Raw genomic sequence first — 15,913 nt, 5'->3', positions numbered from 1 at the left:
GATGAAGAAAATACACGTATTAGCGCTTATTCCAGTTTTTTGTTTAGTTATTGGACCTGTATTTGCTAATTCAGTTATTCCTTACATATTAGGGATGCCATTTTTATTATTTTGGGTATTATTATCGGTTCTCATTACGTCTCTTTGTATGGGGATTGTGTACGTATTCGATCCTGCTAATAAGGGGGATGTAAAATGACCGCATTACTTATCATTATTTTGTTTTTGTTTCTCGCACTATTTTTAGGAATTCGGGCGCAACATGGAAAAGATATGAATTTAGAACAATGGTCAGTTGGTGGAAGAGGATTTGGCACTGTTTTTGTTTTTCTCCTTATGGCAGGTGAAATTTATACGACATTCACATTTTTAGGTGGAAGTGGATGGGCATATAGTAAAGGAGCACCTACTTTCTATATTTTAGGTTATGGTGCATTAGCTTATATTTTATCTTACTTTTTATTGCCGCCAGTTTGGAAGTATGCGAAAGAGCATAATCTCGTTTCACAGCCGGATTTTTTTGTGAAGAAATATAAGAGTCAGACACTTGGCATTATCGTTTCTATCATTGGGGTTATTTCGATTATCCCATACCTTGTTTTACAGTTAAAAGGATTAGGAATTATCGTTTCGGAAGCGTCGTACGGAAGGGTATCACCAGTTATTGCAGTGTGGATTGGCGCAATTGTTATAACGATATATGTAATGGTTTCAGGTATACATGGCTCTGCTTGGACAGCTGCTTTGAAGGATATTATGATACTGTTTATCGTTATGTTTTTAGGTATATATTTACCATATCATTATTATGGAGGATTTCAGCCGATGTTCGAAGCTGTAGAAGCAGCAAAACCAGGCTTTTTATCTTTACCTGATGAAGGAATGAGCATTTCTTGGTTTGTTTCTACTATTGTATTAACAGCTCTCGGTTTCTATATGTGGCCCCATACATTCGCTTCTGCTTTCTCTGCAAAAAATGAAAAAGTATTTCGTAAAAATGCGGCAATTATGCCATTGTATTCTTTAGTTTTACTTTTCGTGTTCTTTGCAGGGTTTGCAGCTATCTTGCAAGTTCCTGGATTAAAGGGAGGGGATGTAGACCTTTCGTTATTCCGTCTGGCTCTTCAAACTTTTGATCCGTGGTTTATTGGGATTATTGGTAGTGCTGGGGTTTTAACAGCATTAGTTCCGGGTTCTATGCTTGTCATGGCCGCTTCTACATTATTAGCGAAAAATATTTACCGAACAATGGTCCCAACTGCTTCGGATCGACAAGTTGCTAAAGCGGCGAAATTATTTGTTCCAGTAGTAACGCTTATAGCTGTTTTGTTCACTTTTAAAGGTGGAGAAACGATAGGGGCACTTCTTTTAATGGGATATAGTATAGTGACACAACTTTTCCCAGCACTTGTATGTAGTTTGTTTCCACGTCAGATTATTACGAAGCAAGGGGCAATTGCAGGAATGGGGATTGGGTTGTTAGTGGTCGCATATATTACTTTATCTGGTTCAACTATAGCTACGATGTTTCCGGGTTTCCCCCAATATATAAAAGATTTAAATGTAGGTATAGTTGCATTGTTAATGAATATGATTGTGATGTTTATCGTTAGTGGGTTTACGAAAAGTGTGTCTATAAAGACAGACAATATAATAGTAGAAAAGTGATTCGTGTGTTAGGGCTATCTTTGAAAAGAGATAGCTCTTTTTTGTATATATTTCCTTCTATTAGCGGAATCTAATTAAAAACTTGTTGAAAAGGAAGTTAGGTGGGGAAGTTGTTAGAGTTAAAAGGTAACTTGTTTGAAGTTATGAAAGAAATTAGGGACGAGTTAGGTTCACCTAATGATTTAACAATTAGAGAAGTTGTCCTTGCTGGCAGTTATACACGTTGTGCTGTTGTTTTTTTATGTGGGTTAACAGATAAGGATAATGTTTATAAATATGTAGTTCGTACACTTCAATATGAAGAAGTACAAAAAGAAGAAGCTGTTGTTCAAACGTTATTGGATCGTTTTATTTCTATTGCGGAAGTTGGTAAGAAGACAACGTTTCCGGATATTATAAATGCAATTTTAGCGGGAGATACAGTTATATTAATTGATAATATTCAAACCGCTATTGTGATTAATAGTAGAGCTTGGGAAAAAAGAAGTTTAGAACCGCCAGTAACAGAAGATTTAATACGTGGACCGAGGATTGGATTAAATGAAGATATTAACGTGAATAAGATGTTAATTCGCCGTAGTTTACGTGACCCAAAGCTGAGATTTCAATCTTATATTATGGGAAAGAGATCCCAAAAAGAAGTGACTTTAGTATATATAGAAGACATTATTAATCCTTACATTGTAAAAGAGCTAGATCGGCGTCTTCAGTCAATAGTGACAGATGTCGTTTTTGAGACGGGTACGATTGAGCAATTAATTCAAGATAATAATTTGTCACCGTTTCCGCAGTTTTTAAATACGGAAAGGCCTGATAATATTGTGGCCTCATTAGCGAAAGGAAAGGCAGCTATTTTGGTGGATGGATCACCGTTTGCCCTTATAGCTCCGCTAGTATTTGTTGATATTTTTCAATCTGTGGAAGATCATTATGAGCGTTGGGTAATAGGGACTTTATTAAGAATTTTGAGGATGGGTTCTGGTATAATTGCGATTTTAATGCCAGCGATGTATGTAGCGCTCGTCTCATATCATCAAGGACTTATTCCTTCTAAATTGGCTTATTCAATTGCTGGGGCAAGAGAAGGTGTTCCGTTTCCTGCATATATTGAAACGTTAATGATGGCATTAACGATGGAGTTAATACGAGAAGCAGGAATTAGGTTGCCGAAACCGATGGGGCAAACAATTGGGATTGTAGGTGGTCTAGTAATTGGAGAAGCAGCGGTGAACGCAGGGATTGTAAATCCGTTTTTAGTTATCATTATTGCGGTTACAGCTATAGCTACATTTTCACTTCCGGTGTATAGCATCACAATTACGTTTCGAATTTTACTTTTCGTCTTTGTATTAGCAGCAACTGCTTTTGGATTGTATGGAATCATTCTAGCTCTTATTGCGCTTGCTGTTCATATTACAAATTTAACAAGTGTTGGTGTACCGTATACAACTCCAATTGCTCCTGCATTTTATAAAGATTGGAAAGAAGAGTTTATTCGCATGCCAAAATCAATGTTGAAAGAGAGACCGGAATATTTACAAACGAAAGATTCTACAATACGTCCAAAGGAGCGAGAATAATTGAAACCATTTGAGTATGGCGATGAAGAAATTGGATCTCGGGAAATTGGGTTTGCGGTATCATCCACCATTATTGGTATAGGCGCATTATCTATGCCAAGGGATATTGCCAACCAAACTTTATTTTCGGATGGTTGGATTATTTTGCTTTTGGGCGGATTAATATGTGCAGTTTTAGGCTGGTTTGTAACGAGGGTGGCTATTTTATTCCCAAAACAAAACTTTGTTCAATATACGAGTGCTCATTTGACGAAGCCGGTGGCATACACGATTAATATGGTTTTAGTATTAACGTTTGCGGCTTTAACAGCATATGAATCGCGAATGATTTCGATCATTTCTCAAACGTATTTATTTAGTGATACACCGATACAATTACTGTCTTTCTTCTTCTTATTAGTTGTTATTTATGGAATAGCAGGATCGAGAGCGGCCTTATTACGATTAAATGTTATATTTTTGCCTATTGTTTTAATTGCGATAGTGCTGCTGTCTTTATTAAATATAAATCTAATGGAAATAAACAATTTATTTCCAGCTTTTCAAACGGAAGTAGGTCAATATGTTGTGGGGGTTAAAAATTCTATTTTTACGTTTATTGGATTTGAGGTAGCTCTGTTTTATGCTGTGTTGTTAAACGATAAGACAGCAAAAAAAGCGCCAATGGCAGTTGCAAAAGCGGTGATGGTAAACGTGTTGTCATATATTTTAATTTATGTAACTTGTATTAGTGTTTTTACGTACATGACAACGCGTGGATTGACATATCCAACAATTGAACTAGGGAAAGAAATTGAAATTGGTGGAGGGTTTTTAGAAAGATTCGATGCGATTTTTTTTACTACTTGGATTATTACTATTTATAACACTACAGCAATGTATTATGACGTCGCATCTTTATTATTTTGTGCCATGTTTCCGAAAGTGAAGAAACATATTTTTATTTTCGTAAGTGCTCCTATTATTTTTATGATGAATATGCTCCCTGGTAATTTAGATACTTTATCAAGTTACGGCACATATTTAGCGTGGATAGATATGGGGTTTGTCGTGTTAGCGCCTCTGTTAGTTTTTATTGTATATAAAATAAAAAGAAGGAATGGTAGAAATGAAACACCTTCTTAAAATTATAATGGTTATGGTTTTGGCTGGATCTATAAGTGGGTGCTCTGAACTAGAAGAAATAGAAGAAAGAGGATTTGTAGTAGGCGCAGCTTACGATATTGTGAAGAAAAAGAAATCAAATCCGATTATGAAAGGGACGTATCAGATGGTACTTCCTAGTAAGTTAGCGCAACAAGGTGGACAGGGCGGTGGAGGTAGTGAAAATTACATTAATGTTAGTGCGAAAGCAGATAGTGTCTTTGAGCAAATCCGAATTATTGCTAAAAAAATTAGTCGAACATTATTTTTTCCGCACATACAAGTAATTATTTTTTCGGAAGAATTATTGGCAAATCCGTATGTTTTGCAAAATACGTTAGATGTATATATTCGCGATCATGAAATGAGAAGAAATATTCGTTTGTTTGTTTCGAAGAAAAATGCAGAATCTATTTTAAAACAGAGTGCAAAACCTGAAAATTTACCGGCGCAGTATATTGATATGTTAGCTGAACATCCTCCGAAAAACGCTCAAATGATTGAGGCGGCGAGAATTGGTGAAGTGCAGGGGAAAATGATTGCAAATCGAAGTTTTGCATTACCTCTTTTAGGGCTAACAAAACAAGGTGTGCAAATGGAAGGAGCGGCATTGGTTCGTGGAAAGGATAATAAGTGCGTTGGAACTTTGAGTGGAGAACAAACATTAGGAATGAACTATATAATAGGTAAAAAAATTGGAGGTTTCTTTACTGTTCGTAAAAAGAATCAGCTCATTACATATGAAATTCATAAGTTGCGCCGAAAGATCCAGGTGTCTACTGAAAATGCTACAAAACCGAAGTTTGATATTCATTTGTCCACAGAAGGCATATTAGCTGAGTTACATTTTAATGAACCGAAACAAGTGATGAATGAAAAACTTTTAAAGAAAGAGATTTCAAAGGAAATGACGAAGCGTATTGAAAAGTCTATACAGCTTGTTCAAAAAAAATATAAGGTAGATGTATTGGAATTAGGAGAGGTATATAAGAGGCATAATTATAAAGAGTGGAAAAAAATAAGTAAAAATTGGGATCAAGGCCAGAATTATTTTAGTAATGCTGAAATTCACGTTCATGTTGATCCAACAATTGAACATTCGGGTTCAGCTTTACCAAAGAAAGTGAAATAAGGTGATGGAAGTTGTTTACTGGATTGGGTATTAGTTGCACGATATTAATGGCGGTTCTTCCGGGAGCCATATACTTTATTCATAAGAAACTCACAACGTATGGAGCACAGCCTTGGAATACGGATATACAAAAAAAGAAACCTGAATAATCTCAGGTTTCTTTCGCGCAAAGCATATGTGAAGGGGGATACCTTCTATGTATGCTTTGCTTATACAAGCCCTAACCAATGTACCAATTGTGTAGAGAGGAATGTCACAACAATGGCGATAACGGTAGGGATTGCAAACGATAAGAATGTCCATTTTGCACTTTTTGTTTCTTTATATATGTTAACCAGTGTTGTTCCACATGGGAAATGAAGAAGTGAGAACAACATTGTGTTTAACGCTGTTAACCAAGTCCAACCGTTTTCTAAAAATAGATTTTTAATTTGATTAAAATCATCTATTTCAGTTAAAGCTCCGGTTGATAAATAAGACATTAATAAAATCGGGATAACAATTTCATTCGCTGGTAGCCCAAGAATGAACGCAGCTAGAATAAAGCCGTCAAGTCCTAACATTTTAGCGAATGGATCTAGGAAGTTTACAAAATACATAAGCAGGCTTGTGTCACCGATGAAAATATTAGCTAGTAACCAAGTTAATGCAGCCGCAGGGGCAGCTACAACAACAGCTCGCTTTAAAACATAGACTGATTTATCGAGTGTTGCACGTACAATTGTATTCCAAACCTTTGGCTTACGGTACGGCGGTAACTCAAGTGTGTAGTGAGTTGGAACGCCTTTTAAAGCTGTTTTTGATAGCACCCAGGAAACGGTTAATGTCATAATAATACCAATTACAACCATTCCAACTACAACGCCAGCAGTAACTAATGTTTGCATACTACCTGTATAACCAGCAGCCATAAATAATGAAGCCATTAAAATTAACATAGGCCAGCGACCGTTACAAGGAACGAAGTTGTTTGTTAAGATTGCAAGCATACGTTCACGTGGTGATTCAATAATCCGTGTTGACATGATGGCTGCTGCATTACAACCAAAGCCCATTGCCATTGTCAAAGATTGTTTGCCGTGTGCACCAGAGCGTTTGAATAAGCGGTCCATATTAAACGCAACGCGTGGTAAGTACCCGTAGTTTTCTAATAGTGCGAACATAGGGAAAAAGATGGCCATAGGTGGTAACATAACGCTAATAACAGCACCGATACCACGAAATAAGCCAAGTATTAAAATGCCATGTAACCATTCGGGTGCATGTGCTGCCTGGAACCAAGAAGTTAAATACCCTTCGGCCCATCCGAAGAACTCGGCAATCATATCAGACGGTACGTTAGCGCCTGCAATTGTAAGATAAAAAATGATAGATAAAATACCGAGCATAATTGGAAATCCCCAGATTGGAGATGTGAAAATTTTATCTAGTTTTTCAGAACGATACAATTTATCAGTATTTGTATATTGAACAGATTCTTTACATATGCTTGCGGATGTTCGGTAAATATCTCCGACAATATCATCTCGTATATCTTCTTTTGATAGTGTTTGTGCATGTTGAATAATATAGTCCAATGGAAGAGCTTTACTGGCTGAGTGAGATTCCATTCATTACGACCTCCCTTACAAGTGGTTCATTATGGTGTTTTTGAAGTGCGGTTAAGAAATTTTTATCTCCATCTAATATACGTAACGCAATCCAACGTGCTGGATACGTATCGCCGAACACTTTATAAATTTGTGGTTCTAATTCCTGGATCATATTTTCGATTTTTTCGCTGTAAGAAATTTTAATTGGTGTTGGAATTAGTTTTTTATTTGCTACTTTAGCAATGACATTTAGTAAATGACCGATGCCTACTCGGTTACGAGCAGAAATCTTAACTACAGGTACACCGAGTGATTTTGCTAATTTCTTTTCATCAATAACGATGCCTTTTTTCTCAGCTTCATCAATTAAGTTAATACAAATGACTACGTTGCTCGTCATTTCCATCACTTGGAGTGCTAAATTTAAATTTCTCTCCATAGCAGTTGCATCTATAACAACTACAGTTACTTCTGGTTTTTCAAATATAATATAATCCCTTGCTACTTCTTCATCCGCAGAATTTGAATATAGTGAGTAAGTTCCCGGTAAATCTATTAATGTATATTTACTACTGTTATGTTCATATTCCCCTTCAGCTTTTAAAACAGTTTTTCCCGTCCAGTTTCCAGTATGTTGTTTTAAGCCTGTTAAAGTATTAAATAATGTACTTTTCCCGGTATTCGGGTTACCAGCTAAAGCAATGCGATGTTTGCTCATCTGAAATCATCTCCTATTAATACCCCGAAAATAAGGGAACTTTCTTCCTTGCGTAGCGCAATAGTTGTGTTGCTTACTTGATAAGCGACCGGATCTCCAAGTGGACTGCGTTGTAATACTTTAATCGTTGCGCCAGGGATAAATCCTAAATCTAATAAACGTCGTTTCATAGTTCCTTCTAATTGTATCTTCTCAATTTGTACAAACTCTCCTGTCTTAAATTCGGAAAGTGGTTTTGTATTAGCCGATACCATAAAAGTTACCTCATCTCTATATTGTTAGTTTGAGTTTAAAAAGTTTCCTTAGGTAAACTTTTTGTTAGTAATATAGTAGACTACATTGGATGATGCTGTCAATTGGTACTTTAAAAATATTCATTTATTTTTAGAATTGTTCCAATTTATTTAGTTGTACTAAAAAATATTACTGAAATTCTGTTTAATGTAAATAAAGTAAGGATGTAAAAGTTAAAAAATATAATGGATTTGTAAATGTATTTTTAACCAAAAGGGGAAAAGAACGAAAAACATTTACATTGAATTTACATTGTTAAGAATAAATTTACATTACAACTTAATTAGTGTGGATTTTGTTGGGGTTTTTAACTATAAATCTTGGGATTCCTAGCTTTTAAGGGTTATTATCGTTATTTACTTAAAATTAAAGATTGCTTAACACTCACATAATATTGCTGTCCTACAATGAATTTGTGTTCGAAAGAAAATGAATTCGAAAAGTGATAATCCAAATGGGGGTACAAGACATGGTTATGAAAAAAGGTATTAAATTTTCTTTAGCGGCTTTAGTGGTAGCAGGAGCGTTAGTTGGATGTGGGAAAGCAGAAGATACAGCTAGTAAAGAAACTGCTAAAGGAAGCGATAATACAAAACAAGAATTATCAGGTACGATTGCAGCGGCTGGTTCTACAGCTCTTCTACCTCTTGCGGAGGAAGCTGGAAAGAAATTCATGGAGAAAAATTCAAAAGTTTCTATTCAAGTTCAAGGTGGCGGTAGTGGAACTGGGATTAACCAAGTAGCATCGGGTGCAGTACAAATTGGTAATTCAGATGTTCCATCTGGAGATAAAATAAAAGATGCTGAAAAAGCGAAAGAATTAGTAGATAACAAGGTTGCGGGTATTGCATTCGCGCTTGTCGTAAATAAAGATGTAAAAGTTGATAACTTAACAGTACAACAAGTACAAGATATCTTCACTGGAAAAGTAACAAACTGGAAAGAATTAGGCGGGAAAGACGAAAAAATCAACGTAATTAATCGTCCAGCTTCATCTGGTACACGTGCTACATTTGAAAAAACAATTATGAAAGACGCGAAAATCAATGATGGAACTGGTACTACACAAGATTCTAACGGTGCAGTAGAGCAAGCGATTAACTCTACTCCAGGATCAGTAAGTTATTTAGCAATGTCTTATATGGTTGGCGATAAAAAAGGTGCATTACAAACAGTGAAAATTGATGGTGCTGAACCAAAAGTTGAAAACATTTCGTCTGGGAAATATCCATTCTGGTCTTACGAGTACATGGTAACAAAAGGTGAAGCGAAAGAAGCAACGAAAGCTTACATTGATTATGTAAAAGGTAAAGACTTTGAAAAGCAAGTAGAAGATATGGGCTACATTCCAATGTCTAAATTAAATAAGTAATCAAATTTATGGGGCTGGCTGCAAGGCCAGTCCTGTTCATTTCAATCTATGAAGTGGGGTCTGACCTGTGATGAAGGGGAAAAAACAAATTAATTACGTAAAAAGTGAATATATAGGAAGGTCGCTTGTTACGTTTTGTGGTATTTTTATTGTTTTAATTACATTAGCTATTATTGCTTTTATTTGCGGTAAAGGTATTCAATCTTTTACACAAAGTGGTATCTCATTTACTGAGATGTTAACATCGACAAAATGGAATCCGAATGCTGACGAAGGAACCTTCGGGGCTTTGATTTTCATTGTAGGTTCAACAGTGGTTTCGTTAGGTGCGGTTATTATTAGTGCGCCAATTGCTATAGCTCTTGCTATATTCATGAATTTAATTTCGCCGAAGTTTGGAAATAAAGTATTGAAGCCTGTTTTAGAATTATTAGTTGGTATTCCTTCGGTAGTATACGGGTTATTAGGGGTTACGATTTTAGTACCGCTATTACGTGATTCGTTTGGGGGAGTAGGCTTTAGTTTAATTGCAGGTATTGTTGTATTAAGTATTATGATTTTACCTACTATTGCTAGTATCGCTTCTGATGCAATACGCTCTGTTCCATTTGATTATTTAGAAGCTTCTTATGGTCTAGGATCAACGAAATGGCAAGCGATTAGCCGAGTGATTGTTCCTGCTGCGAAAAAAGGGATTTTAACAGGTGTTGTTTTAGGTTTGGCGCGTGCTTTTGGTGAAGCGTTAGCGGTTCAAATGGTAATTGGGAACACAATTAAATTACCAGAAGGAATATATAGTCCGACAGCAACGTTAACTGGTATTTTGACAATGGACATGACAAATACATTAAACGGAACTGCTTGGAACAATGCGCTATGGAGTTTAGCGATGATTTTACTTGTTATTTCATTCCTGTTTATTTTAGTAATTCGAGCGATTGGGCAAAGAGGTGAGCGATAATAATGAATGCAAGAACGGTAAATAAAATTTGGACAGGTGTTTTTTATGCGGTTGCGGCTTTAGTTGTAGCTATGCTGGTGTTCTTAGTGTTTGAAATTTTACAAAAGGGATGGGGATTTTGGGATCCTAGTTTCTTGTTTGGAGAACCAAGTAATACAAGAGCTGGTGGTGGGATTGGTCCGCAGTTGTTTAATTCTTTCTACATGCTTGTTATAACGCTTATTATATCTATCCCTCTTGGGTTAGGTGCTGGAATATATTTAGCAGAGTATGCAAAACAAGGACGTTTTTTAAACTTTGTTCGTTTATGTATTGAGACAATGGCGTCTTTACCATCTATTGTTGTTGGTTTATTTGGTTTGTTAGTGTTTGTTACTATGACAGGTTGGGGATACACAGTAATGGGTGGCGCCCTTGCTTTAACGATTTTAAACTTACCAGGTTTAACGCGTGTTTGTGAAAATGCGATTTCAGAAGTTCCTCATAATGTAAAAGAGGCAAGTCTTGGATTAGGTGCAACGAAGTGGCAAACGATCGCTCGTATTATTATCCCGTCATCATTACCACAAATTATTACAGGTATTATTTTAGCGGCGGGTCGTATATTTGGGGAAGCAGCAGCATTGATTTACACAGCGGGTTTAACATCTCCGATTTTAAATTCGGCAGCGGACTTCTCAAGCCCTGCGCATCCTTTAAATCCGTTTAGACCAGCTGAAACGTTAGCGGTTCACATTTGGAAGCTGAATTCTGAAGGAGTTATTCCAGATGCGAAGTTGATTGCGACAAAATCTGCAGCAGTATTAATTATTATGGTATTACTATTCAATGTTATTTCACGCTTGGTAGCATCTGTATTGCACAAACGTTTTACAGGGACGAAAAGAAAAAGTAAAACGACGAAGAAGGTAAAAGCAGCATAGATTACAAAAAAGAACTCACTACTTATAAGTAGGAGTTCTTTTTTGTATTTTAATATAGAAGGAATGGATGTAGTGATTGTTGAATTTGTAATTAATTATAGAGATGAATAGGGGCAAATGAAGGAGTAGAGGAATTGTTTTTTCTGCAAATGTCAGGTTTTCCTGGAACAGGAAAATCGACAGTTTCTAAGTATATAGCGAAGTTAACAGGTGCTGTAATTGTAGATCATGATGTTTTGAAATCCGCATTGTTACAATCATTAAAAATGAAAGGAATTGAATCGGTGATTGTTGGAGGAGTATCATACGACGTTGAATGGGTATTGATTGATTCATATTTAGAACAAGGACATAGTGTGATATTGGATAGTCCATGTCTATATGAAGGGATGGTTGAAAAAGGAATTAAGCTGTCTAATAAACATGGTGTAAAATATAAATATATTGAGTGTTATCTGAATGATATGGAAGAGATTAATGATAGGTTACAAATACGTAAGCGTATGGTCAGTCAAATTGAAAAGGTAGAGTCGGAAGTGGCTTTTAAAAAGTGGTTAGATGGTAGTGAAAGACCTCTAAATAGTGAATATCTTATTGTGGATTCTAGTGAACCTCTAGAGCGGTATGCGGAGAAAATGATGGATTATATGAGTAGGTAGAGAAAAAAGCGTTATCTTCATTCGTGAAGATAACGCTTTTTCTTTAAATATCAGGTGTTTCTGTAGAAGTGCTTATTTTTCTGCGAGAGCGTCTTTTTCTTCCGATTTTATCTAATAGTTCATACATAACTGGAACAACTACTAATGTAAGAACGGTTGAAACTGCTAAACCACCGATGACAACGACCGCCAAACTTTTTGATACCATACTTCCTGCTTGGGATTGACCGAATAGGAGTGGTAGCATAGCGACGATTGTCGTTATAGCTGTCATAATAATTGGACGTAATCTAGTGGATCCCGCTTCTAGTAATGCATCTCTTGTTTCCATTCCATGTTCTCGATTTTGTTGTACTCTTTCTATTAATACGATAGCGTTTGTAACGACAATCCCGATTAACATTAATGCGCCAATTAATGAATTTATATCAACAGGTGTTCCTGAAAAGATTAATCCTAAAATGCCGCCGACAGCAGCTAGTGGCAAGGAGAACAGAATTGCGAAAGGAGCGCGTGCTTGCCCGAAGGTAATAACCATTATTAAATATACAATCCCGATTGCAATTCCCATAATTTTGAATAGGTCCGTGAAGTTCTCTTGCATAGATTCAGTGGCGCCTGCAATATTTACTTTTGCGCCGCTAGGTAAATCTAAATCAGTTATCGCTTTGTTTACTTCTGTGCTTACTTTACTTAAATCTTCATTTGTAGCTTCTGCCGTAATTTGAATCGTTTCTTTTCCGTCTTTATGGAAGACTTCTGTTTGAAGTTGCTTTTCTGAAATAGTTGCAATGTCTTTTAAAGGAATTGGTCCATTGATAGGTGATAATATACTTGTGTTTAAAATATCTTCTTGTTTAGTAATGTTTTCCTTTCTGTGTTCTATCATAATAGTTGTTTTTTCATTATTGATTGAAACTTCACCAATAGGTGATTTCTTCATAAGGAATGCTACTTGTTGTGCTGCTAATTCTGGTGTTAATCCTAGTTGTTCGGCCTTTGTTTGATCAACATGGATTTGCCATTCTTTCTTAGAGTCTTCTAAATTCGTTTTTACTTTAGAGAGAGTAGGCATATCTTTTAGTTTTGTTTCGACGATAGTAGCAGCCTCTTTCAAATTCGTTTCGTTAGTGGCTGTTACGTTAAATTGCAAAATATTACCGCCGCCAGAGCTTGAATAACTCGTTTTTATATAATCAAGTTCAGCGGGCTCAAAAGCTTTATGTCCTTTTTTTAACTCTTTAATATACTGATCAATATCAGAGCCTTTCTTGAAGACTACAAATATACTGGCAAGATTATTTTTCGTTGTTTGTCCCCATTGTGCATCTTCTGCGCTAGATCCCATTCGTAAAATAACATCCGTTACATCTGAATTAGAAAGTAATTTCTTTTCGAAATCGAAGGCTTTTTGTTTTTGTGTTTCAGCAGCGTAATCAGCTGGGAAAGTCATGTTAATAGATAACATTGTGTCGTCTTCAGATTTTATGTTCGCTTTCGGTAGTAATATATAGGCTGCAATCGATCCTGCAAATAATAAAAAAGAAGTAAGTAGAATAATGAATTTATGCGAAAGAGCCCACTTTAATGTAGTGACATATCGTGGTGAAGAATTTGGCTTTCGATGTTTTGTCTTTTTGAGTAGTAAAAAAGCCATAAGTGGAACAACTGTTAGTGCAACGAGTAAGGATGAAAGAATAGAATATACAACTGCTAATACCATAGGTAACATTAATTTTCCGATTACTCCTGATACGAGGCCGATAGGTAAGAAAACAGCGACCGTTGTTAAAGTGGAAGAAGTAATTGCGACGGCGACCTCTTTCGTTGCATCGAGAATAATATCTTTAGAGAAAGATTCTTTTTGTAAACGACGGAAAATATTCTCAATGACAACGATGCTATCATCGACGAGACGTCCCACTGCAACGGCTAAACCACCAAGTGTTAGGGTGTTAAGTGTGATATTAGATTGGTGTAGTAAAAAAAGTGTTAATAAAATAGAGAATGGAATACTGACGACAGCGATGAGTGTCGTTCGGAAGTTACGCAAAAAGATTAAGATAATTAGAGTTGCAGCAATTGCTCCAAGGATTACTTCTTTTCCCATACTAGTAACAGCATTTTCAACTTGCTCATGAGTTGAGGCTAAAAGTTTAATAGAAAACTGATCTTTATATTCTTTACTTATATCTTTGATTTTTTTATCAATTTCTTTTCCGATTGCAACTGCATTTTTACTTGGCTCTTTCATGATGATTAATCCAGTGCCTTCTTCTCCATTTATATGTGAGATTGTATCGTAGTGCTGTTTAAGTTCAACTTGAGCAACATCTTGTAATTTTACTTGAGGTGCAATGGTAATGTTTTTAATGTCATCTACATTTTTTATATCCCCAATGACGCGAAGATTATATTCTTCTTTATTAACGGTAATGGATCCAGCTGGAGTGGAAGTTTCTTTTCCTTGTAAAACTTTTAATATTTGCTCGGTTGTTACGTTTTTATCTTTTAATTGGTTTGGGTCTAGTGTGATAGATAATTCAGAAGCTGATTTTCCGAAAAACATAACGTTGGCAACACCATCAATGCTTTCGAGTTGTGGTACGATTTCTTTTTCGATTTGTTTTTCATCTGCTTTTGAAAATCCGTTTTGCTTCTGGATTGCAATTTGAGCGAGTGGAATCATAGAAGTATTTAGTTGGCTAACTACGGGTTTCGTTGCATCTTTAGGTAATTTAATTGTATTAATCGCCTTTTCAACTTCGCTTGCTGCATCTTTCATATTTGCTTTGGATGTATACGCAATATCGATGCGTGATAATCCCTCATGCGTAGAAGAAGTGATGTTGTCGATGTGCTCTAAATTGCGAAATTGTTTTTCGAGGGGAGCAGTTACTTCTTTCGTCATTGCTTCAGCGTCGAGTCCTGGAGATAAGGTTGTGACAGTGACTGCTGGATTATCGATGCTTGGTAAAAACTCCATAGGTAATTTAGAGCCGGAATAAACGCCGAGTATGGAAATGAGAAAAACCATGATGATAACAGCGGCTCGGTTTTTCAATGAAAACTTTGTTAACCTATCCATAAAGTAATTCCTCCATTGGTTTATTTATAGTTGGGTACGTCCTTTCTTACTATATAACAAAAAATGGATATCTTTCATTAATTAAATGTAAAAAAATTCTAACAATAATTTTAAGGTAATGTTTTTGTTGGTATTTCGTTATTTATCCCGCTATTCGTAGGGCGATGAGACTCCCGCCTAAAATTTCGGTTGGAGTCGGGCTACCTGTAGACACCTGATTCGTTTAACTAATAATTTGTGTGGAGAACAAAACAAAAAATCAGCTTGTTCGCTTTATCTAGGAAGTGAAGATATTGATTGAAGAGGGGAGTGGTGTATATATTTTCTTTTTTGTGTGGATTGATTTGTTTTTTTATATTGTTAGTTTATACAGAAGTAAATGATTATGGGCTTTAGTATAGAAGAGAATGCAAGCTAGGAAGGGATTATGAGATGCAGTTTGGTCAATTAGAGTATATTGGTATACAATTTAAATAGCAGTTTTCTGTAGAGGAGGATGAGGTGTATCTATATAGAAGAAAGTAGGGTGGAAATTTTTTTGTGTTTTTTTATAAAAAACACTTGTTATTAAAAAAACATGATGGTATATTAATAAACGTCGCTGATGCGGAAACGCAGAAAATGACAAAAAAAGAAATTTTAAAACTTGGTTGACATCGAAAAATGAAGATGTTAATATGATGAAGTCGCTTCTGAGCGACAGACAAGTTCTTTGAAAACTGAACGAAACAAACAACGTGAAACGTCAATTTTTATTTTTAGATGCTAGACAAACTAACTTTA

At 35.8% G+C, this 15,913-nt stretch carries 13 protein-coding genes; 9 read left to right on the top strand and 4 right to left on the bottom strand.

Annotated features, from left to right (window positions below; translation table 11 throughout):
* Position 1: 1 nt before the first annotated feature.
* The 5 genes from ACQVV1_RS14255 to gerLC all read left to right on the top strand — a co-directional run bounded on the left by ACQVV1_RS14255 (position 2) and on the right by gerLC (position 5,523).
* Positions 2 to 199, top strand: coding sequence for a DUF3311 domain-containing protein (locus ACQVV1_RS14255; RefSeq protein ID WP_242255326.1), 198 nt, complete (start codon positions 2 to 4; stop codon positions 197 to 199).
* Positions 196 to 1,668, top strand: coding sequence for a sodium:solute symporter family protein (locus ACQVV1_RS14250; RefSeq protein WP_242255324.1), 1,473 nt, complete (start codon positions 196 to 198; stop codon positions 1,666 to 1,668). The genes ACQVV1_RS14255 and ACQVV1_RS14250 overlap by 4 nt, the downstream gene beginning before the upstream one ends.
* A gap of 101 nt (positions 1,669 to 1,769) precedes the next feature.
* Positions 1,770 to 3,248 carry a spore germination protein GerLA gene (gene gerLA, locus ACQVV1_RS14245; RefSeq protein ID WP_142332813.1) on the top strand — a complete coding sequence of 493 codons (1,479 nt, stop codon included), beginning with the start codon at positions 1,770 to 1,772 and terminating at the stop codon, positions 3,246 to 3,248.
* Positions 3,249 to 4,373, top strand: coding sequence for a spore germination protein GerLB (gene gerLB / locus ACQVV1_RS14240; RefSeq protein ID WP_431169018.1), 1,125 nt, complete (start codon positions 3,249 to 3,251; stop codon positions 4,371 to 4,373).
* Positions 4,357 to 5,523 carry a spore germination protein GerLC gene (gene gerLC, locus ACQVV1_RS14235; protein ID WP_242255320.1) on the top strand — a complete coding sequence of 389 codons (1,167 nt, stop codon included), beginning with the start codon at positions 4,357 to 4,359 and terminating at the stop codon, positions 5,521 to 5,523. The genes gerLB and gerLC overlap by 17 nt, the downstream gene beginning before the upstream one ends.
* A gap of 209 nt (positions 5,524 to 5,732) precedes the next feature.
* On the opposite strand, the gene ACQVV1_RS14230 is transcribed toward gerLC, so the two are convergent.
* The 3 genes from ACQVV1_RS14230 to ACQVV1_RS14220 are packed head-to-tail and all read right to left on the bottom strand — an operon-like array spanning position 5,733 to position 8,087.
* Positions 5,733 to 7,133 carry a nucleoside recognition domain-containing protein gene (locus ACQVV1_RS14230; RefSeq protein WP_000443600.1) on the bottom strand — a complete coding sequence of 467 codons (1,401 nt, stop codon included), beginning with the start codon at positions 7,131 to 7,133 and terminating at the stop codon, positions 5,733 to 5,735.
* Positions 7,111 to 7,833 (bottom strand): FeoB small GTPase domain-containing protein, encoded by a 723-nt coding sequence (locus ACQVV1_RS14225; protein WP_431169017.1) that lies wholly within the window; start codon positions 7,831 to 7,833, stop codon positions 7,111 to 7,113. Before ACQVV1_RS14225 ends, ACQVV1_RS14230 begins: the two co-directional genes overlap by 23 nt.
* The gene (locus ACQVV1_RS14220; RefSeq protein WP_000252989.1) at positions 7,830 to 8,087 is read right to left on the bottom strand and encodes a FeoA family protein; all 258 of its coding nucleotides are present in this window, start codon (positions 8,085 to 8,087) and stop codon (positions 7,830 to 7,832) included. Before ACQVV1_RS14220 ends, ACQVV1_RS14225 begins: the two co-directional genes overlap by 4 nt.
* Before the next feature lie 509 nt (positions 8,088 to 8,596).
* Here ACQVV1_RS14220 and ACQVV1_RS14215 point away from each other — a divergent pair.
* From ACQVV1_RS14215 to ACQVV1_RS14200, 4 genes are all read left to right on the top strand, one after another.
* Positions 8,597 to 9,499, top strand: a complete 903-nt coding sequence (locus ACQVV1_RS14215) for a phosphate ABC transporter substrate-binding protein PstS family protein (protein ID WP_242255316.1) — start codon at positions 8,597 to 8,599, stop codon at positions 9,497 to 9,499.
* Positions 9,500 to 9,569: 70 nt separating this feature from the next.
* The gene (gene pstC / locus ACQVV1_RS14210) at positions 9,570 to 10,460 is read left to right on the top strand and encodes a phosphate ABC transporter permease subunit PstC (protein WP_000676673.1); all 891 of its coding nucleotides are present in this window, start codon (positions 9,570 to 9,572) and stop codon (positions 10,458 to 10,460) included.
* A 2-nt stretch (positions 10,461 to 10,462) separates the two neighbouring features.
* Positions 10,463 to 11,383: a phosphate ABC transporter permease PstA gene (gene pstA / locus ACQVV1_RS14205; protein ID WP_309259720.1), complete on the top strand. Its 921-nt coding sequence runs from the start codon at positions 10,463 to 10,465 to the stop codon at positions 11,381 to 11,383.
* A gap of 134 nt (positions 11,384 to 11,517) precedes the next feature.
* Positions 11,518 to 12,042, top strand: a complete 525-nt coding sequence (locus ACQVV1_RS14200; RefSeq protein WP_309259721.1) for a P-loop nucleotide/nucleoside kinase family protein — start codon at positions 11,518 to 11,520, stop codon at positions 12,040 to 12,042.
* A 43-nt stretch (positions 12,043 to 12,085) separates the two neighbouring features.
* On the opposite strand, the gene ACQVV1_RS14195 is transcribed toward ACQVV1_RS14200, so the two are convergent.
* Positions 12,086 to 15,130, bottom strand: coding sequence for an efflux RND transporter permease subunit (locus tag ACQVV1_RS14195; protein WP_431169016.1), 3,045 nt, complete (start codon positions 15,128 to 15,130; stop codon positions 12,086 to 12,088).
* Between the last annotated feature and the right edge of the window lie 783 nt (positions 15,131 to 15,913).

Origin of the sequence: Bacillus basilensis, assembly GCF_050630465.1 — a bacterium.
Classification (GTDB): domain Bacteria; phylum Bacillota; class Bacilli; order Bacillales; family Bacillaceae_G; genus Bacillus_A; species Bacillus_A basilensis.
The sequence above is the reverse complement of the archived record's forward strand: the minus strand, read 5'-3'. Positions and strand labels throughout refer to the sequence as shown.